The following is an 18968-nucleotide window of genomic DNA, read 5'->3' on the forward strand; positions in this document are numbered from 1 at the left end:
AAGTATTCGCAAAGTTAGATTAAAAAAACGAGAACACAAAACAAAAACTATAAAAAGAAAGTCTACAAAGAGTTTTACTGTCTGATATAACTTTCAAACGAAGAATCTTCCATATGATTACTTTTGACTGAACAATTTTTTCCTAACACCAAGTTGCCTCTTTCTTGTCAATATTTAGTAAGGTATTCTACACTCAACACCATTGGTGCGAAGCATCAGCACAATATGTGCGGAATAGCAACGCATAGAAAGGATATGGGTAGAAAGATTCCTTTATATCACTATCAATATAGCAAGGCACACATAAGAATTTATTGGAAAACCGCTTTCTATCAACTTAGACACAGCGTACAGACATCATCATAAAAAGGAAATCATATAAAGTTAGTAATATAGATAAAACATAATAGGGACAAACAACCTCGCAAGTCAGTTCTTTTAATTATAAAAAGAACGTCTGACAAGGGTGTTTGTCCCTACTTTGAATATATAAGTTTTAGACTCTTTCAAGTAGACAAGCAGACAAACTGCACATATAACTCAAAAGAACTCTGGACTTTATATCATTAATTACAATTCCCAACCAATAGCTGAAGCACCAAGAACGGCTGCTGCAGCATCGTCAAGCGAACTTACCAAGAACTTTGGTTTGTCCTTGAAGATTTCCAAAGCATGCTCCTTATAAGAACGCATGATAGGTTCCATCAACAAGTCACCAGCCTTAGTTAGTCCACCAAAGAAGATGAAAGCCTCTGGAGAAGAGAAGGTTGCGAAGTCAGCACAAGCTTCACCTAACATATTACCAGTGAACTCGTAAACACGCTTAGCAAGTGCATCGCCACGACCAGCAGCAATAGAAACATCCAAAGAAGTGATATCTTCTGGCTTCATCTCACGCAACAAAGAGTCTTCCTTGCTATTCTGCAAGAACTCACGAGCTGTGCGAGCAACACCAGTTGCAGAGCAGTAAGTTTCCAAACAACCTCTACGACCACAACCACAAGTGCGACCCTTCTCTCCACGAACCATAATTATATGACCCAACTCACCAGCAAAGCCATCAGAACCATAGACCATCTGACCATTGATAACAATACCTGAGCCTACACCTGTACCAAGAGTAATCATGATGAAATCCTTCAAGCCGCGTGCTACACCATACTGCATCTCACCAATAGCAGCAGCATTCGCATCGTTGGTAAGACCAACAGGAATACCCAACTTCTTTGAGAACATTTCGCCCAATGGCACAACACCATCGTGTCCCCATGAGAGGTTTGGTGCGAACTCAATCGTGCCACGATAGAAGTTACCATTAGGTGCACCAATACCCATAGCACGGAACTGACCAATTCCACCATATTTAGCAACGAGAGGACGTATAGCCTCTACACCTGCTTCTACAAAATCGTCGACTGTCTTATAAGCCTGTGTCTTAATAGAATTGGTGGCAAGTACCTGACCACGCTGATCTACGACACCGAATACTGCGTTTGTTCCTCCTAAATCCAAGCCAATTACAAATGGCTTTTCCAATCCAGTTACAACTGGTTTCTGCTCTGTTACGTCCATAACATAATAAGTTTTTAGTTTGAATATACTATGGGCAAAGTTATGAAAAAAAGAGGAATGCCACAAAGTTTTGTTAGGTAAATTTGCTTATCTCGTATTATTTTTGCAATTTTGCACTCAAAATAACAAGCATGCAATTTCCGATTCAATTAGATATATTGGATTTCATCTTCAAGGGACTGCTTATTGGAATTATAGCATCGGCTCCCATGGGTCCAGTTGGAATATTATGTATACAACGAACTTTGAACAAGGGACGTTGGTATGGTTTTATAACAGGTATTGGAGCCGCTATCAGCGACACAATTTATGCACTTATCGTAGGGTTAGGTATGAGTTTCATTATGGGACCTTTAGAAAACCCTACATATAAGTTGATAGTACAGATTACAGGAAGTGTATTATTATTACTCTTTGGAATCTATTGCTTCAAGTCTGATCCGATGAAGAAAGCTCATCAGAGTGGTAAGGAGAAGGGGTCTCTCTTCCATAATGGCGTTACAGCCTTCTTGGTAACTCTTTCTAATCCAATGATTATCTTCCTCTTTATTGCAAGTTACGCACAATTCGCTTTCGTACAGCCCAATCGCCCATTAGAGATGATTATAGGTTTTGCCTGTATCCCTGCTGGTGCGTTACTTTGGTGGTATGGCTTATCATGGTTGATAGATAAGATTAGAGGAAAGTTTGATGTCAATGGTATTCTTATTATAAATAAGGTTATAGGTTCTGTTGTCATTCTGTTTTCTATCATTATGCTTGTGGGTACAGTATTTAATCTTTATCATCTGCCAACTATTGACGGATTAATGGAATAAGGATAATTTATGTTTGTAGCTAAGGAATTAAGAAAGAAGAGTATAGCAGAATATCTGCTTTATATGTGGCAGATAGAAGATACTATCCGTGCTTACGGTTGCTCATTGACACGAATCCGTAAAGAATATATCGACCAGTTCCAATACACCGAAGAACAAAAGGAGGAAGAGGAAGACTGGTTTGGCGACCTTGTACGCATGATGAATCAAGAAGGTTGTCGAGAAGGTGGACACCTACAGATTAACAAGGTGCTCATGCAGGACCTTACAGAGTTGCACGCACAGTTGCTGCAATCATCAAAGTTTCCGTTCTATTCTGCTGAATATTATCGTGTCTTACCATTCATTGTTGAGCTAAGAGGTAAGACAAAACGTACAGCAGACAAGATGGCACGTACAAATGATGAACGATTAAAGAGTGTTGCTGCGCAGTTAGGAAAGAGTGAGATTGAAACCTGTTTCGACCTTCTTTATGGAGTGATGATGCTTCGTTTGCAGAAGAAAGAGATTACCCCCGAGACAACTCGTGCGCTTAACGAGATAACAACTTTCATTGGTATGTTGTCAGACTACTACATAAAGGATAAGACTGAAGGCTTAAACTTCGGCGAAGAATAAAGGAGATAGCTTATGAATATTTTAGTTACTGGAGCTAACGGACAGCTTGGCAATGAGATACAGCTTGTATCTAAACAGAGTAAAGACCACTATATCTTCACGGACGTATGTGAGGGATATACGAAGTTAGACATTACTAATCTCGAAGACATCCGCAAGATGGTACAAGACAATAAGATTGAATGTATCATCAACTGCGCTGCGTGGACCAATGTGGACAAAGCAGAGACGGCGGGTGAGATTGTTGAATTACTCAATGCGACTGCACCAGAGAACCTTGCAAAGGCTATGAAAGAGGTTGGTGGCTTGCTTGTTCATGTCAGCACAGACTATGTCTTCGGTGGCGACCCATATAATACTCCTTGCAAAGAGGACATGAAGGGTACTCCTACTGGCGTTTATGGTTTAACAAAACTACATGGTGAGGAGAAGATTCAAGCTACTGGTGTAAACCATATTATTCTTCGTACAGCATGGCTTTACAGCGAGTTTGGTCATAACTTCGTTAAGACGATGATGAATCTCACAGCTACTAAGCCACAGCTGAAGGTTGTATTCGACCAGTGCGGAACACCAACCTATGCTGGCGACTTAGCAGATGCCATCTTCGATATCGTTGAGAACCGCAAGTATGAAGGAAATAGTGGCATCTACCACTTCTCTAATGAGGGTGTATGTAGCTGGTATGACTTCACTATAAAGATTGCAGAACTTGCAGGTAACACAGCATGTGACATCCAACCTTGCCACAGCGACGAGTTCCCTTCACCTGTTACACGTCCTGCCTACTCTGTCCTTGATAAGACAAAGATTAAGGAAACCTTTGGCATAAAGATTCCATATTGGGTTGATTCACTGAAGAAGTGCATGAAAGGCTTACAGGAACAAGACAAATAATAGGAGTTAAAAAGAAAGATTGTTAGACTTAGTTCAGCTATAAATTGATTTAAAAAATTATAAGCTAATTAGTTAGCTCCACTTCAACAACAGCTGACAAGGTTTTTACTCCCAAAGAATATAAAACAAATGAATGAAATAGAACGCAGGCGAACGTTCGCCATAATCTCTCACCCAGATGCTGGTAAGACTACTTTGACTGAGAAATTCCTTCTCTTCGGTGGTCAGATTCAGGTTGCTGGTGCGGTGAAGAGCAACAAGATACGTAAGACAGCTACATCCGATTGGATGGATATTGAGAAACAGCGTGGTATCTCTGTATCAACTTCTGTAATGGAGTTTGACTATAAAGATTATAAGGTAAATATCCTTGATACTCCTGGTCACCAAGACTTTGCAGAAGATACTTATCGCACACTGACGGCTGTTGACTCTGCTATCATCGTTGTTGACTCTGCCAAGGGTGTGGAAGCTCAGACACGTAAGTTGATGGAGGTGTGTCGTATGCGCAACACACCAGTTATCATCTTTATCAATAAGATGGACCGTGAAGGTCGTAATCCATTCGAGGTTTTAGACGAGTTGGAAGAAGAACTCAAGATTAGTGTACGTCCACTCTCATGGCCTATCGGCCAGGGCCAGCGCTTCAAGGGTGTATATAACATCTACGAACAGCAGTTGAACCTCTTTACACCTAACAAGCAGCGTGTGACAGAGAAAGTTGAAGTAGATATCAACTCAAATGATTTGGACGAGCAAGTAGGTGCTGACTTTGCTGAACAGCTACGCAACGACCTTGAGTTAGTCAATGGTGTTTACCCTGACTTTGATGTTGAAGCTTATCGCCGTGCAGAGGTTGCACCAGTGTTCTTCGGATCTGCATTGAATAACTTTGGTGTGCAAGAGTTGCTCGATTGTTTCGTTGAAATAGCACCAAGTCCACGTCCAACTAAGGCAGAAGAGCGTATGGTTGAGCCAAGTGAACCAAAGTTCACAGGCTTCATTTTCAAGATTACAGCCAATATCGACCCTAACCATCGTAGTTGTATTGCTTTCTGTAAGGTATGTTCTGGAAAGTTCCAGCGTAACCAGCCTTACCTCCACATTCGTAATGGAAAGACGATGCGCTTCTCCTCTCCTACTCAGTTTATGGCTCAACGCAAGAGTACAGTAGAAGAGGCTTACCCAGGTGACATCGTTGGTCTGCCTGATAGTGGTGGTGTATTTAAGATTGGTGACACACTAACTGAGGGAGAAAACATCCACTTCCGCGGCCTACCAAGCTTCTCACCAGAACTATTCAAATACATTGAGAACGATGACCCAATGAAGTCTAAGCAGTTCCAAAAAGGTATAGAGCAGTTGATGAATGAAGGTGTTGCACAGTCATTTGTAAATCAATTCAACAACCGTCGTATCGTGGGAACCGTTGGACAACTTCAGTTTGAGGTTATCCAGTATCGATTGGAGCATGAGTATAATGCCAAGTGTCGTTGGGAACCTGTACACCTCTATAAAGCTTGTTGGATTGAGGCTGACGACGAGAAAGAGTTAGAGAACTTCAAGAAGCGTAAATATCAGTATATGGCTAAGGATATTGAGGGACGTGACGTCTTCCTCGCTGACTCAGGTTATGTGCTAAGTATGGCACAGCAAGACTTTGAGAATATCCGTTTCCACTTTACAAGTGAATTCTAATCTAAGAACATGACATGATAAAAGCACCAAAGAAATATATCGTTTCTTTGGTGCTTTTTTATATGATTAGGCGTGCAAATAAGACTTTAACAACGCGCTCATTATAAACAAGTTAAGCTATCTGACAGAACTTAAACCCAAAGTTAACTCTCTGTTCATCGAAATATCGCTCTATCTTAAGAGAGATACACACGCTTCAAAACAGCAAACGACTTCTACCCGTCTATTATATTGTAATAGTGATTGCCCACAAAACGATGTCTATTTGCCAACCGCACTATATGTGCTAAGCATCCACACCACATGTGTTGGGCATCAACACAACATGTGCGGACGCTCAACACATCGGCTAAAGATTAGAAAACGTGTTCAGAAATGCCTGCATTTATATAATAAGACACTAATAACTATATTCAATGAGAGAGATTTACCAGACAACTCAATAAACTGTTTACTTCTTGATAAACTTCTTACCGTTCTGAATAACCACACCCTTGTAATCCTTACCTACACGCTGACCAGCAAGGTTATAGATAGGTGCATTCTCATTTACAGTACCATTGTTAACTTCCTTGATACCAGCAGGCTCATTCTTCAAAGTAACGGTGATCTTCTTAACACGTACCTGATGACCAGGAGTCTTGAACTCAACAGAGTTCTTATCGCCTGTCCATGTTACGTTAATTTTGTCAGCAGAAACAGTCAATCCTGCCATAGATGAATCAAAGCCATCACCTAAGAAACTCTTACCACCAGCTTTATATGTATCACATACAAAGACAACATTGGTAATGTTTGCTGCAGACGAAGTAATTGTTGTTGTAGCATCCTTCTACAAACGATAAGAAAACTTATCATCTACCTTACCTGCGCTGAGAGTAATAGTAACACCATCCTTTTCAACAGTCAAACCAGTTCCCTTATCCTTACCAGCTTCAAATGTAACTGTTTTCTGAGCAAAAGATAAAGAACTAACAGCAGCGAATGCTGCAAGAAAAGCAAAGCGTAGAATTTTATTCATAATAACTTTATTTAATTAATAAAAAGTTTAATCACGTTGCAAATTTTACTAATAATTATGATATATGCAATTATAAATCAATGTATAATCCTTATATGAATTCTTTTTAGCATGTACTCATGTATGCGCTCTCCAATAAACGACTACTGTTGGAATCATTCTTTTATATTGGCACATCTGTTTCACTACAAGCCCTTAGATTTCAATATAGTCATTGAATGCTCTCTGCATTGTCATTATCTCTTTCGTCTTATAACTAAATATAAAATAAGAAAAGCGATTACAGCAAAGCAATCCTCTCAAAAATAAAGTTCCTATCACTTCTGTCAGTCACTTCAAGAATATAACTTACTCATTTACAGCAGTATTACGCAAAGTGTTAAAAGTGACAGCAAAGTAAAAATAAAACTATTCGTATAAAGAGGTATTATCGTTTTACACCAAATATAGCGTCTTTATCACGGTATATTTCAGAAGAACCTATCGTTTCATATTTAGCCCATGTGTGCGCATACAATGTTAAAAACTTATTTTTTTGTTGATAAAATTTGTTTTATTCCACTATTTATCCTATATTTGCGATGTGTTTTTCACTGATTTAGATATTTTGCTAAATCATTTTCGAGGTTGGTAGCTTCCTGCACCAACCTCTTTTTTGTTAATCTACATTTCATAAAAACGAGTCCAACACTTGACTTATTGATAATCTTTACTTATCTTTGTATCAGATTATTAAACTTAATTCTATGAAGATAAACCAACTTTCCTTCTTACTTTTCACAGCTGTACTATTGTTTAGTTGTGGTAAAACAATTCTACCATCAGATGATGATAATGAAGACGAAACAGAAAAGCACTCACCTTCTCACTCCCCTAATGAAGCGAAGATCTATACTGTTTCGGAATTTATCAAAGGAGACTTTGGGAATAATGGAGTTTGGGTACATGGTTATATTGTTGGTGCTTGCAAACGAAGTATCAAGCAGGCTGAATGGGAAGCACCTTTCACGTTTGACTCTGCAATTCTATTAGCTGACGACCCAGAAGAGGCTGAGCCTGAGAATGTTATTTCCATCCAAATGGTTAACAAACAAATGAAAGAAGAAATAGGCTTAGCAGCCAATCCGCAAAACTATGGTAAACATATTGCCTTCTTCGGAATTAAACAAAAGTACTTGGGAATACCAGGGATGAAAAAACATATATTAGCAAGTGAATGGTTGGACGAATGACTTTTTATATAAAAGATTTGCTCTAAATAAGAAAAATGATTATATTTGCATTCCCAAATAATTATATAAGTTAGAAAAGCCTATCGATAAACTTCTACTTCATAAGAAAGAAAATTGAAAATGAAGAATCTGAATGAGATGACCGACGAGCAGTTGGCATTGTCATACATTGAAGGAAGCAACGATGCTTTCGATTTGTTGCTATCGCGCAATCAATCGAAACTTTTTTCGTATATTCTATTCGTTGTGCGTGATAGGGATGCTGCTGATGACTTGTTTCAAGAAACCTTCGTAAAGATTATCACGAAGTTGCAACAGGGAAGATACTCACCAACAGGTAAGTTCTCTGCATGGATTATGCGTATCGCTCATAATGTGATTATGGACTGGTATCGTGCGCAGCGTGCAGACAAGGTGATTGATGCCCCTAAGGATAATGACCTATCTAATGTTGGTGGTGATGATACTGTTATTGATAACATTGAGTGTCAATTCATTAACAGTCAGACACTCTCTGATGTAAAACGAATGATGAACCTTCTTCCTGCGACACAACGTGAAGTGGTATTTATGCGTTTCTATCAAGAGATGTCTTTTAAAGAGATTGCTGAAACAACAGGCGTTAGCATTAACACCAGCCTTGGGCGTATGCGTTATGCCATATTCAACTTGCGGAGAATGGTTCGTGAACACAAAGTAAGTTTGCAACTAACATAAGAACAAATAGTTCTTTTCTTAACGATATAAAACGCCCTCACTTATCTCTTAACTATTACGTTAAGAACAAGTGAGGGTATCTTTTATACCTTATAATTATCTATGTAATTGTTTGAGTGAATGGATAGTTGCCTTAGGATCTGCAGCCTTAAAGACATAACTGCCACTAACAAGAATGTCGACACCAGCTTCAACCAAACGAGGAGCCGTGTCAGCCTGTACACCGCCATCAACCTCTATCAGTGCATTACTACCTTCACGCTCAATCAACTGACGAAGGCGTTGTACTTTCTTGATACTGCTCTCTATGAATTTCTGTCCACCAAAACCAGGATTTACACTCATAAGCTGAACGATATCTACATCACCAATAATATCCTCAAGAACATTGACAGGTGTTGAAGGATTAAGCGTCACACCAGCTTTCATACCAGCAGCATGAATCGCTTGTATCGTTCGATGTAAATGAACACAAGCCTCATACTGAACATTCATGATAGCTGCACCAGTGTCAGCTGTCTGTTGAATATAGTTCTCTGGATGAACAATCATAAAGTGTACGTCCATTGGCTTCTTACATGCCTTACCTACTGCTTCAAGCACAGGAAAACCAAAAGAGATATTAGGGACAAAGACGCCATCCATTACATCCATGTGAAGCCAATCAGCCTCACTTTCATTAATCATTTCAATCTCCTTATCCAAATGAAGGAAGTCAGCGGAGAGCAGGGAAGGTGATACTATTATTTCCATATAAATATTAATTCAAACAGAAGGTTTGCATCTTCCCATTGATTTTAATGACACGATAGGTATAAGCTATCTGTCGGATAATATTAAGCGTCTTCTCAGACGGCTTAAGTTCTTCGGAAGTAAATATTCTAACCATAGGCCAAAAATAAGTTGTTGAGAGTTATATGTCATCTAAACGCTATATGGTAGATATTATTATATCTTCTTACAAGAATATTTTCACTTTATATGCATTAATTTTATAGGATACTCTTGTATTCTTCCTTTTAATTCATCATTCCTTTAAATAAAAGAGTTTTTCTTTATTTCACAAGCGTATAATTCGATAATTTTATGTAAGTTTGTAGCGTAAAAGTATTTGAGATTTTTATATCTATATGATTATAAAGGTATGCGGCATGCGTGATGCCCACAATATTCACGAAGTTTCTCAACTTGGCATAGACTGGGTAGGATTGGATTTCCAGCCTAAGAGCGAACGTTATGTTAGTCAGATATCGTCATGTGCTGGTATTATTCCCGATTATGGGACGCTGTCTGACTTATCGTCAGACGAATCATCTCTACAGCAACAAAGACCTACTCTTTGTGGAGTCTTTGCTGATGACATGCCACAGAATATTGTTACACGTGTTGTAAACTTCAATCTTGATTTCATCCAACTTAATGGAGAAGAGAGTATGGTGATGATTGATAATCTTCGCCGCACCCTTGACCCAGACATTCATGCTGGAATACAGATTATGAAACGCATTGTTATTACAAAGCGTGAGGACATTGAGAAATACAAGGAATATGCAGAAGGGGTTGATTATTTCCTCTTTGACATCCAAGATAATCTAAAGGATTGGAGCATTTTGAAAGCGTATGACGGGAAAGTTCCTTTCCTTGTAAGTGGAAATATTGGTACCGAAGATATTGAGAAGATTAAAGGTTTTTCTCACCCCAAGTTCTATGGTATCAGTGTGAACGAGAAGTTTGAGACAGCACCAGCGGTAAAGGATGTTGCTTTACTAAAGGACTTTCTTGAGAAGGTAAAGTAAGTCTATTGATTAGAAGGTTGATACACGAATGAAAACAAATTGTGTTATCATTGATAACTACGATTCTTTCACCTATAATCTTGTTCATCTCATAAAGGAATTAGGAGTTGATGTAACGGTTGTTCGCAACAATCAGTTCTCCCTTGAAGATTTGAATAACTACGATCGTATTGTTTTAAGTCCTGGCCCTGGGGTTCCTTCAGAAGCTGGCTTACTATTGGACGTTATTCATCGTTATGCTGGGGTAAAGCCTATCTTGGGTGTTTGCTTAGGACATCAAGCCATTGGTGAGGTATTCGGAGCAAAGTTGAAGAATTTGTCTGATGTCTTCCATGGTGTAACAACTGAAACCACACAAATCGTTGAAACGCCATTGTTTGCTGGTTTGCCTAAAAACTTTCTCGTGGGACGCTATCATAGTTGGGTCGTAGAGAGAACAAATTTCCCCGATTGCTTAGAAACAATAGCCGAAAGCAAAGAGGGACTAATCATGGCATTACGCCATAGAACGCATAACATCTATGGCATCCAATTCCACCCAGAGAGCGTTCTAACACCAGATGGGAAAAGGATTATGGCTAATTGGTTACACATCTAACAAATAATTATTCTTGTACAAACTATGACAACAGCAGCAAGCTATATAGACGGAGTCATTGATGATGGAACACCTTGGTATGCAGTGTGGCTATTCACACTGAAGCTTGAAGAAGTGAGAACCTACTTTACAAGTCATGGTTTGGAATGTTTCGTTCCAGAACAATATGTCGATGTAGAAGGGCGTGATGGTAAGCCTCACTCTGTTCTTCGTCCTGTTGTTCGTAATCTTATCTTTGTGAAAATGCCTGGAGAAGACATTTCATTTCAGAAGATTGTACAAGAAGCCAACTATAAGATTAGCGTTGTAAAGAAAGCTAAGGATTCACAAGAGTATGCACTTATCCCCCATGACCAGATGTATGAGTTCCGTTTGATGTGTAATCCAGAAATAATGATGCGTAAGTTCCTCTCTTCAGACGAGGCACAAATGAAAGCTGGGGACGAGGTTCTTGTTAAGTTTGGACCATTAAAGGGGATGACTGGGCGATTAGTTCGCTCAAGCAAGAAGTATTATCTCCTAAAAGAAATCCCAGGTATAGGTGTAATGCTCAAAGTTTCTCGCTGGTGCTGCGTTCCAATGGAGGAGAAATAAGTTCCATATTGGCTGTATCACTACCTATTTTTATTATCATTCTCAGACACAGAAAACTTTTTCTAAAATACTTCAAAGATTCAAATAAGGCTTTAAAAAATCATTCTGTGTGGTGATGTTCGGACTAATAAATGTTAATATCCTGTATTATAGTTTCTCCACTTTATATCAGATGTGTAATTTGCGGCAGTCCTTATGAGTTTATAAAACAAATCATACTTCGGCAGCTTACTGTCCCGGAAGAATCGACGATTGAACTTCCAACAATACTCGTTGAGATAGAGTTGGAGAAATCTTTGATCCACTTCCTTATGAATAGCCTCTATTGCACTACGACATTCTCCTGTTACTATATGTACCCACGGCAGAACCTTAGTCACCACCTCATGCACCTCCCCTTCCGTTTCCCTATAAGATTCATGACAGAACAACTCTCTCAGTCTTATAAGATTTGTTCCTCCGTCAGTAACAACTTTAGCAGTGGGACTCACAGCCTTTTCTACATATGGTTTTATGGAGGCATATTTACTATCGGGCATAGCGAACATCTTGATATAACGTACAACCTTCTTGACTTTCTGTGTAGAAGACCTCCTGAGAAGTTTTGATGCTTTGTTAACGTACTTGTTTTCAGTTATATTTGTAAGATACTCGCGCAATATTTCATCCACAGGCTTACTTTCTGCAATTACCAATACAGGCGTTTGTACCATTTTGGTCTCTTTCTCAATATCTTCGGATTCAGGATCTGTTATAACAGAGGTTTGAAAGTAAGATACATCCAGTTCTACCTGTGCTGATAAGCTATATTGTGCTTCTCTTTTACCCATGATATCACGGTACTTCATCATCATCAGCCATACGGAAGGGTAATCTTTTCGTTCTAATTGATATTGAATCTCTTTTGCAGAAAGGACTTGCTTGAATGAAGTCATCATGTGAGCTGTAAAGAACCAATCATATAAGGGTATGTGACTTCTTTCCATAACAGTACCCTTTGTTAGGGGAGTACGATAACCACAAGTCTTACATTGAAATGCTTTTCTACTATCTAACCATTTATGCTCAGTATAGCCACATTTAGGACAGGTAATTCCTACTTCTTCTCGAATCTGACGAAAATAGTCTATACAGCTTTCTTCGTCAGGAAATTTTTGAAAGAAATCTTTAAGTAACATTAAGTTCATCGTTTCTTGCAAAAGAAATTGAATTACAGATGTTTATAAAGAAAGATTGCCTAAATTAACATTCTTTAGTCCTAACAAATGTTAATATCTTATATTATAGTTTCTCCACTTTATATCAGATGTGTAATTTGCGGTACAATCATATAAGGGGGTATGTGACTTCTTTCCATAACAGTACCCTTTGTTAGGAGAGTACGACAACCACAAGTCTTACATTGAAATGCTTTTCTACCATCTAACCATTTGTGCTCAGTATAGCCACATTTAGGACAGGTAATTCCTACATCTTCCCGAATCTGACGAAAATAGTCTATACAGCTTTCTTCGTCAGGAAATGTTTGAAAGAAATCTTTAAGTAACATTAAGTTCATCATTTCTTGCAAAAGAAATTGAATTACAGATGTTTATAAAGAAAGATTGTTTAAATTAACATTCTTTAGTCCTAACATCACCACACAGAAAAAAATCATTACATAATTTCAGATAAAACCTCTATAAATAACAACAAAAACACATATCAAAAGCAGGTTTGTAACTAAAAGAAAATCAGTTGGTTACAAAGTAGCACAAGAAAAGATGCTCAATTGGACTTCAAAAGGGCGTTAGTTAGACCTCAAAAGGGCATCTTTTGCAAGCCTATTAGGCGTCTTTTAGAAGCCAAAAGAGTATGTATCGACTTTAAAGCATATAAAAAATAGTTTACAAAACCAATGACATGAAAATACGTTATTTGTAAAAAACGCTCATATAGCATAACTGATAGATTCACCAGTTTGCTATATGAGCGTTAGGCGTATGTTATAAAAGACTTACTTAGCTTTCACTTCTTCAGCAACAGCCTTTACAGCTTTTTTAGCAGAAGTTTTCTTTACAGGTTTCTTTGCTGCAGTCTTTGATGTAGTAGCCTTCTTCGCTGACGATTTCTTCTCTAACTGCGCACGAAGTTTATCACCTTCAACTTCCAATTTGTCAACCTTTGCTTGAAGATTACTAATATCATTAGTTCTCATTTCAATCTCATCGCCCTGGTTGCGGATAGTGGTAAGCAAGCTATTCAACTCCTCATTATCAATATCAGCAGGATAAAGCGTATTGACACGATTCAAGAAGTCGCCAAGAATATTCATATAATTGGTGAAGGCATCAAATGGACTATCATAGATACCACGATCCATTCCAACACGTGAAGGTTTGGTTGACATAAAACGGAAGTTATCACTTGCCTGCAAATAGTCCCAGTCTTGATTGATACGTGGGTCGTTAGCAATACGTACACGATCAGCAATACTATACAACTTGTTAAAAGCTTCACGCTGCATTGGATTACCCAACCATGTGCTGACATCACGTTCTTCATCCATCCAACTCAAGGTATCTGGCACATAGAGATTGTCAACACTCTTCAATTTCATGCAAATTTCAGTTGGAGTAGAGAAGGTAATACCCTGCTGCTTAGCACAAACTGGTAACGCTTTGAAGAACTCAAGAATATTACTTGACAATGGCTGTTCTATACCAAGTGCTGAAAGGTTCATAAAGATACCGATTACCTGCTCTTCATCTGGGAGTGCTGCAATCTGTGCCATATATGTATCAGCAAACAATGGATAGCCATCCCAATCTGAATTATTGAAACGCAATGAGATATCATCACTCAACTTCACATCACGCAACAGAAGTTTTAAGTTAGGAGCAAGAGCACAGTTATATACATAATGTGGACTCTTCCAACCCAAGACATGTTTTGCACCCTCTGTCAACATTCCCTTAAAGCCCATCTGAGAAGCTATCAAACCAATATCGTCACTATAAATAAGTGATGAGTTACGTAATATCTTTGGTGTCTGACCAAAGTATTCCTTAATCTTCTGAGCCTGACGCTTTACTTCAGACTTAAAGCTTTCCTCATTAGCTAATGATGCTAAACCATGAGAGTAAGGTTCTGCAAGAAATTCTACACAGCCTGTATTATTCAGTTCTTGCAGTTTGTCAAGCACCTGTGGAGCATGCATTTCAAGTTGCTCAATACCCACACCCGAAAGAGAGAAGGCTACCTTAAATGCTTTCCCATTGTCTTTAATCATCTGCAACAGCGTATCCAATGCTGGCATATAGCTTCTCTCAGCGATTTCTGATACAGAACGTTCGTTCTCAAAATCGTCATAATAATAATGGTCGGTACCAATATCAAAGAAGCGGTAACGTTTCAGATGAATTACCTGGTGTATCTCGAAATATAAACAGATTGTTTTCATTATCTTTTTGTTTTAGTTTTAAAAAGGTTATTAGTACTCTCATGGCTTTTATTGCCAACCCAAGGTACGAAGGTAAAGTTCACGAATCCACGCACCAACCTTCTCCCATGTTATCTGGTCCACTTCCCGCTTACCCTCTACAGAGAGATAATCGAAGAGGCTCTCATTATGACAAATGGAGTAAATAGCATCAGCAAGCGCATGAATATCCCAATAGTCTACCTTGATACAGTTGTTAAGAATTTCTGCACAACCGCTCTGTTTTGAAATGATACTCGGTGTACCACATTGCATTGCCTCCAAAGGAGAGATACCAAAAGGCTCACTGACAGACGGCATAACATAGACATCAGAGGCCTTCAAACACTCGTAAACCTGCTTCCCACGCATAAAACCAGGGAAATGGAAACGGTCCGCAATACCTCTTTCAGCAGCAAGATAAATCATCTGATCCATCATATCCCCTGAGCCTGCCATACAGAAACGAACGTTACGTGTACGATGTAACACCATATTGGCGGCCTCGACAAAGTATTCTGGCCCTTTCTGCATCGTCAAACGACCAAGAAAAGTAACAATCTTCTCCTTACCCTTATGGTCAGGACGTGGGATATCAACAATCTCCTGTGACAAAGGATAAACGGCATTATGAACCGTAAACACTTTACGTGGATCCTGATGATACTGATTAATTACCGTCTGGCGTGTAAGTTCTGACACACACATAATGCAATCAGCATTATCCATACCATCCTTTTCTATACCATATACGGTTGGATTAACCTTACCACGTGAACGGTCGAAGTCGGTTGCATGTACATGAATACACAAAGGCTTACCTGACACACGCTTGGCATGAATACCAGCAGGATAAGTCAACCAGTCATGTGCATGAATAATATCGAAATCATATGTACGTGCAACAACACCAGCAATAATCGAATAATTATTAATTTCCTCGTGCAGATTGGAAGGATAACCTCCAGCAAAATCCATTGCACCAAGGTCGTTGACGTTCATATAATTGAAGTCGGCATAAATATGCTCACGCAACTTGTAGTAAAGTTCTGGTGACATAATATTGCCAAGACGACTCTTTACATAATCATAACCCAATTCACGATAAGCGATAGGCACATGATTCATTGCTACAATCTCAGCATAAGTATGGTCTTCATCACCAAAAGGATGTGGCAAACAGAGAATCGTCTCAACATCACCCTGTGCATGCAGACCTTCTGAAATACCAAAGTTAGCAGTTGCTAAACCACCATATACATGAGGAGGATACTCCCATCCAAACATTAAAACTTTCATACCGGTTCCTCCTCTTAAAATTTATACTTTTCAAGTAATTCTAACGTACGAAGCACCTCAGCTACGTTCATGGCAAAGGAGATAGCCCCACGTCCATTAAACGGTGGATTACCGTCGAAGAGTTCGGGTAGTGTACTAAGACAATGATTAATCATCTCATCTTCATAACCTACTAACTGACGTTCTACAAAGCTCAGACGTGTCTGCTTATAAAGCTTCAAGCAGGCCTCAAGATAGAAGCCACCCAACCATGGCCAAGCTGTTCCTTGATGATAGGCAAGGTCACGCTGACTCTGTGGGCCAGTGTACATCGGGTTATATCCGCCACTCTTTGGAGAAAGCGAACGTAGTCCCTTTGGTGTGAGTAGCTCTCGTGTACAAACATCTAAGACTCCCCTCCTCTGCTTTTGGTCAAGTGGAGAATAATCAAGTGCTACAGCAAACACCATATTAGGGCGTACACTCCAGTCAACCATTCTACCATCAACATAGTCATAAAGGTAGCCATACTCATTGAGGAATGTTTCAACAAATGAAACCTTACATTTCTCTGCAAGTGCATCAAGTTCGTTTGCACGCTCCTCATTGCCACTCTCCATCTCCATTGCGGCTGTAAAGCGTAGTACATTGTACCAAAGCGCATTAAACTCTACGATATACCCAGAGCGTGGAACAACTGGTTGACCATTATTCATGGAGTTCATCCATGTTATCGCCTCTCCCTTTGCATCAGCATAGAGCAATCCATTCGTATCTAAAGTGAGGTTTGGATGCTTACTTGCTAAGAGATAATCAACGATATCACGAATCAAACCCATGTAGAGTTTTCTACAACGCTCCTTACCAGCCTCCTTTGCATACTGCTGGATTGACCACACACACCAAAGAGGAACGTCTGGTTTATCCATCTCGTATATCTTCACGCTGAGCGGCTTACCTTCCATAAACTCACGTAATCCCTTTGCAGCTGTCTCCATTACCAGTTCGAAGTAATCTTGTTCTTCGATACTCAAAGTAAGTCCTGGTAAAGCAATAAACTGGTCACGAGCACGACACTTGAACCAAGGATAGCCTGCAAGAATATAACGCTCATCGTTCTTTGTACGATTATGGAACTGATGAGCAGCATTGACAAGGCAATGGAAGAAGTTATCACGTGGACTACGTGACTCCACTTCCTTGTCAAACAGATTCTTCAAAGTTGATGTACGACATTCTGCCGTTGATGCTGCAAAGACAATACTTTCGCCCTTGCTGATATTCATCTCAAAAAAACCAGGAACATAAAGGTCCTCATTAGAAGCATAACCACGCTCCTGCTCCTTTGGATATTCCAATCCACGATACCAGTAGGGTTCAAAGTGAAACTCATTCTTCTTTGAGAACTGCATAAAGAGCGATGGATAACCAGCATACATACACATGCTGATACCATTATCTACAACCTCATACGAACGATTAGCAGCACCATTTTCATGAGTGAACTGGCGAACACTACGAAAAGCAAGGAATGGGCGGAACTGCAAAGTAGTCTTTGAGTGAGCCTCTAATAAAGTATAACGGATTAAAATACGGTCTTCATAATGCTGGAAGACAACCTCTTTTTTTAACAAGACACCACCTACCCTATAAAGCGTAGTTGGAACAGTATCACAGTCAAATTCACGAATATACTTATGTCCTTGTGGACTAAAGTTATTGCCCTGATACTTGTGCAAACCCAGATTGAAAGAGGCACCATGCTGAATGACGGTAGGGTCGAGCGAACTCAGCAGTACGTGATTCTCATCGTCCAGTTCAGGAACAGGAACAACAAGCAGTCCATGGTACTTGCGTGTGTTACAGTCAACAATCGTCGAACAAGAATAGGCACCAGAGCGATTCGTTCGTAACAGCTCTCTGGGAAGCGAATCTTGAAGATTGGTCATCAGAGCTTTTTCAAATTTTAAGTAGCTCATGTCTTTTAAGGTTTATTGTTTGGTTTTTATTTGTCCTTTGGTAGAAGTCCTTACAGACTTTGCCGTTCGGCTCTTCAAAGATACAAATATTTTTCATAATGGCATCATAAAGTAAGATAATATTTACAATTATTAGTGTACAATAAAACATTCCTCTACAAGTCTCCCATTCTCATCTTCGAAATATTCAGTTTTCTTGTGTTTGCTGTTATAAAACTTAATAGGATGAGAAGGGTAATATGGCTCTTATTACAAATTTAATTTTAATTTAATTTGCTGTCATTTTAACATTTCCATAGAACTAACTGTAAACTAATTTGTTAGCATCTCATATGAGATGACAGAAGTGACAGCAAATTTGATTTTTCTTTCAACTGGCTTATCAGTGCTTGAACAGATTTAAACTGAACAGAAAATATCATATTACTCTTAAACCCAAATCACTCATTAGACCACCATATGTATATTTCTTATTACCATGGTATCGTTTCCCAACCAAAAAAGAGCCTTTTTCAGAGTAAAATATAACGTTTTTCATAAAAACAATCTGCACTCATCCAAACAATAGATCGCAGAATATTTGGTACACAAGACCATGCGTGTTAAGTACCAACACCATGTGTGCGAAGCCTCCGCACATATTGTGCGGGGCAATAAAACCTTAGCAAAAAAGGTAAGAAGGGAGTACTA

General features: G+C 39.1%; 18 protein-coding genes and 1 pseudogene. 9 read left to right on the plus strand and 10 right to left on the minus strand.

Annotation, left to right across the window (positions count from 1 at the left end; all coding sequences use genetic code 11):
- Window positions 1–570: 570 nt before the first annotated feature.
- Complete coding sequence (locus FIU21_RS08345; protein WP_036886809.1) at window positions 571–1572, minus strand: ROK family protein; 1002 nt, start codon at window positions 1570–1572, stop codon at window positions 571–573.
- A 131-nt stretch (window positions 1573–1703) separates the two neighbouring features.
- Between FIU21_RS08345 and FIU21_RS08350 the strand changes: the two genes are divergently transcribed.
- The 4 genes from FIU21_RS08350 (at window position 1704) to FIU21_RS08365 (ending at window position 5603) form a co-directional block, all read left to right on the plus strand.
- Window positions 1704–2390, plus strand: coding sequence for a LysE family translocator (locus FIU21_RS08350; protein ID WP_004361268.1), 687 nt, complete (start codon window positions 1704–1706; stop codon window positions 2388–2390).
- 9 nt (window positions 2391–2399) lie between these two features.
- Window positions 2400–3008, plus strand: a complete 609-nt coding sequence (locus tag FIU21_RS08355) for a DUF4924 family protein (RefSeq protein WP_004361270.1) — start codon at window positions 2400–2402, stop codon at window positions 3006–3008.
- 12 nt (window positions 3009–3020) lie between these two features.
- A complete protein-coding gene (rfbD, locus tag FIU21_RS08360) occupies window positions 3021–3905 on the plus strand; it encodes a dTDP-4-dehydrorhamnose reductase (RefSeq protein WP_004361272.1) in 885 nt (294 codons plus the stop codon).
- A gap of 129 nt (window positions 3906–4034) precedes the next feature.
- Window positions 4035–5603, plus strand: a complete 1569-nt coding sequence (locus FIU21_RS08365; RefSeq protein WP_004361274.1) for a peptide chain release factor 3 — start codon at window positions 4035–4037, stop codon at window positions 5601–5603.
- A 451-nt stretch (window positions 5604–6054) separates the two neighbouring features.
- Here the strand turns inward: FIU21_RS08365 and FIU21_RS13460 are convergent, their stop codons facing one another.
- Both FIU21_RS13460 and FIU21_RS13465 read right to left on the minus strand, forming a co-directional pair.
- Window positions 6055–6318, minus strand: coding sequence for a hypothetical protein (locus FIU21_RS13460; protein ID WP_004361276.1), 264 nt, complete (start codon window positions 6316–6318; stop codon window positions 6055–6057).
- 117 nt (window positions 6319–6435) lie between these two features.
- Window positions 6436–6624 (minus strand): hypothetical protein, encoded by a 189-nt coding sequence (locus tag FIU21_RS13465; RefSeq protein WP_004361278.1) that lies wholly within the window; start codon window positions 6622–6624, stop codon window positions 6436–6438.
- A 746-nt stretch (window positions 6625–7370) separates the two neighbouring features.
- Between FIU21_RS13465 and FIU21_RS08375 the strand changes: the two genes are divergently transcribed.
- Together FIU21_RS08375 and FIU21_RS08380 are read left to right on the plus strand one after the other, a co-directional pair.
- On the plus strand, window positions 7371–7856 hold the full coding sequence (locus tag FIU21_RS08375; RefSeq protein WP_004361279.1) for a DUF6359 domain-containing protein: 486 nt from the start codon (window positions 7371–7373) through the stop codon (window positions 7854–7856).
- A gap of 120 nt (window positions 7857–7976) precedes the next feature.
- Window positions 7977–8573 (plus strand): sigma-70 family RNA polymerase sigma factor, encoded by a 597-nt coding sequence (locus FIU21_RS08380; RefSeq protein ID WP_004361282.1) that lies wholly within the window; start codon window positions 7977–7979, stop codon window positions 8571–8573.
- Window positions 8574–8669: 96 nt separating this feature from the next.
- Here the strand turns inward: FIU21_RS08380 and rpe are convergent, their stop codons facing one another.
- Together rpe and FIU21_RS13420 are read right to left on the minus strand one after the other, a co-directional pair.
- Window positions 8670–9326: a ribulose-phosphate 3-epimerase gene (rpe, locus tag FIU21_RS08385; protein ID WP_004361284.1), complete on the minus strand. Its 657-nt coding sequence runs from the start codon at window positions 9324–9326 to the stop codon at window positions 8670–8672.
- A 7-nt stretch (window positions 9327–9333) separates the two neighbouring features.
- Complete coding sequence (locus FIU21_RS13420) at window positions 9334–9462, minus strand: hypothetical protein (RefSeq protein ID WP_004361286.1); 129 nt, start codon at window positions 9460–9462, stop codon at window positions 9334–9336.
- A gap of 241 nt (window positions 9463–9703) precedes the next feature.
- Between FIU21_RS13420 and FIU21_RS08390 the strand changes: the two genes are divergently transcribed.
- The 3 genes from FIU21_RS08390 to FIU21_RS08400 are packed head-to-tail and all read left to right on the plus strand — an operon-like array spanning window position 9704 to window position 11561.
- On the plus strand, window positions 9704–10369 hold the full coding sequence (locus tag FIU21_RS08390; RefSeq protein ID WP_036886812.1) for a phosphoribosylanthranilate isomerase: 666 nt from the start codon (window positions 9704–9706) through the stop codon (window positions 10367–10369).
- 28 nt (window positions 10370–10397) lie between these two features.
- Window positions 10398–10967 carry an anthranilate synthase component II gene (locus tag FIU21_RS08395; RefSeq protein WP_004361290.1) on the plus strand — a complete coding sequence of 190 codons (570 nt, stop codon included), beginning with the start codon at window positions 10398–10400 and terminating at the stop codon, window positions 10965–10967.
- A 24-nt stretch (window positions 10968–10991) separates the two neighbouring features.
- The gene (locus FIU21_RS08400; RefSeq protein ID WP_004361291.1) at window positions 10992–11561 is read left to right on the plus strand and encodes a UpxY family transcription antiterminator; all 570 of its coding nucleotides are present in this window, start codon (window positions 10992–10994) and stop codon (window positions 11559–11561) included.
- 134 nt (window positions 11562–11695) lie between these two features.
- On the opposite strand, the gene FIU21_RS08405 is transcribed toward FIU21_RS08400, so the two are convergent.
- The 5 genes and pseudogenes from FIU21_RS08405 to FIU21_RS08425 form a co-directional block, all read right to left on the minus strand.
- The gene (locus FIU21_RS08405; RefSeq protein ID WP_004361292.1) at window positions 11696–12739 is read right to left on the minus strand and encodes an IS1595 family transposase; all 1044 of its coding nucleotides are present in this window, start codon (window positions 12737–12739) and stop codon (window positions 11696–11698) included.
- A 152-nt stretch (window positions 12740–12891) separates the two neighbouring features.
- Window positions 12892–13110, minus strand: a pseudogene (locus tag FIU21_RS08410) (transposase); the annotation flags it as partial.
- Window positions 13111–13557: 447 nt separating this feature from the next.
- The gene (locus FIU21_RS08415) at window positions 13558–15003 is read right to left on the minus strand and encodes an alpha-amylase (RefSeq protein ID WP_004361293.1); all 1446 of its coding nucleotides are present in this window, start codon (window positions 15001–15003) and stop codon (window positions 13558–13560) included.
- Between the two features lie 48 nt (window positions 15004–15051).
- Window positions 15052–16320 carry a glycosyltransferase family 4 protein gene (locus tag FIU21_RS08420; RefSeq protein ID WP_004361294.1) on the minus strand — a complete coding sequence of 423 codons (1269 nt, stop codon included), beginning with the start codon at window positions 16318–16320 and terminating at the stop codon, window positions 15052–15054.
- A gap of 14 nt (window positions 16321–16334) precedes the next feature.
- Window positions 16335–18278 carry a glycogen debranching enzyme N-terminal domain-containing protein gene (locus FIU21_RS08425; protein ID WP_004361295.1) on the minus strand — a complete coding sequence of 648 codons (1944 nt, stop codon included), beginning with the start codon at window positions 18276–18278 and terminating at the stop codon, window positions 16335–16337.
- Between the last annotated feature and the right edge of the window lie 690 nt (window positions 18279–18968).

Origin of the sequence: Prevotella melaninogenica (assembly GCF_013267595.1) — a bacterium.
In the GTDB taxonomy this organism is placed as follows: Bacteria; Bacteroidota; Bacteroidia; order Bacteroidales; family Bacteroidaceae; genus Prevotella; species Prevotella melaninogenica_D.

Excerpts from the sequence above, each read along its gene's own strand:
- FIU21_RS08345 (WP_036886809.1), bottom strand. The coding sequence starts at position 1,572 with ATGGACGTAACAGAGCAGAAACCAGTTGTAACTGGATTGGAAAAGCCA.
- FIU21_RS08350 (WP_004361268.1), top strand. The coding sequence starts at position 1,704 with ATGCAATTTCCGATTCAATTAGATATATTGGATTTCATCTTCAAGGGA.
- FIU21_RS08355 (WP_004361270.1), top strand. The coding sequence starts at position 2,400 with ATGTTTGTAGCTAAGGAATTAAGAAAGAAGAGTATAGCAGAATATCTG.
- rfbD (WP_004361272.1), top strand. The coding sequence starts at position 3,021 with ATGAATATTTTAGTTACTGGAGCTAACGGACAGCTTGGCAATGAGATA.
- FIU21_RS08365 (WP_004361274.1), top strand. The coding sequence starts at position 4,035 with ATGAATGAAATAGAACGCAGGCGAACGTTCGCCATAATCTCTCACCCA.
- FIU21_RS13460 (WP_004361276.1), bottom strand. The coding sequence starts at position 6,318 with ATGGCAGGATTGACTGTTTCTGCTGACAAAATTAACGTAACATGGACA.
- FIU21_RS13465 (WP_004361278.1), bottom strand. The coding sequence starts at position 6,624 with ATGAATAAAATTCTACGCTTTGCTTTTCTTGCAGCATTCGCTGCTGTT.
- FIU21_RS08375 (WP_004361279.1), top strand. The coding sequence starts at position 7,371 with ATGAAGATAAACCAACTTTCCTTCTTACTTTTCACAGCTGTACTATTG.
- FIU21_RS08380 (WP_004361282.1), top strand. The coding sequence starts at position 7,977 with ATGAAGAATCTGAATGAGATGACCGACGAGCAGTTGGCATTGTCATAC.
- rpe (WP_004361284.1), bottom strand. The coding sequence starts at position 9,326 with ATGGAAATAATAGTATCACCTTCCCTGCTCTCCGCTGACTTCCTTCAT.
- FIU21_RS13420 (WP_004361286.1), bottom strand. The coding sequence starts at position 9,462 with ATGGTTAGAATATTTACTTCCGAAGAACTTAAGCCGTCTGAGAAGACG.
- FIU21_RS08390 (WP_036886812.1), top strand. The coding sequence starts at position 9,704 with ATGATTATAAAGGTATGCGGCATGCGTGATGCCCACAATATTCACGAA.
- FIU21_RS08395 (WP_004361290.1), top strand. The coding sequence starts at position 10,398 with ATGAAAACAAATTGTGTTATCATTGATAACTACGATTCTTTCACCTAT.
- FIU21_RS08400 (WP_004361291.1), top strand. The coding sequence starts at position 10,992 with ATGACAACAGCAGCAAGCTATATAGACGGAGTCATTGATGATGGAACA.
- FIU21_RS08405 (WP_004361292.1), bottom strand. The coding sequence starts at position 12,739 with ATGTTACTTAAAGATTTCTTTCAAAAATTTCCTGACGAAGAAAGCTGT.
- FIU21_RS08415 (WP_004361293.1), bottom strand. The coding sequence starts at position 15,003 with ATGAAAACAATCTGTTTATATTTCGAGATACACCAGGTAATTCATCTG.
- FIU21_RS08420 (WP_004361294.1), bottom strand. The coding sequence starts at position 16,320 with ATGAAAGTTTTAATGTTTGGATGGGAGTATCCTCCTCATGTATATGGT.
- FIU21_RS08425 (WP_004361295.1), bottom strand. The coding sequence starts at position 18,278 with ATGAGCTACTTAAAATTTGAAAAAGCTCTGATGACCAATCTTCAAGAT.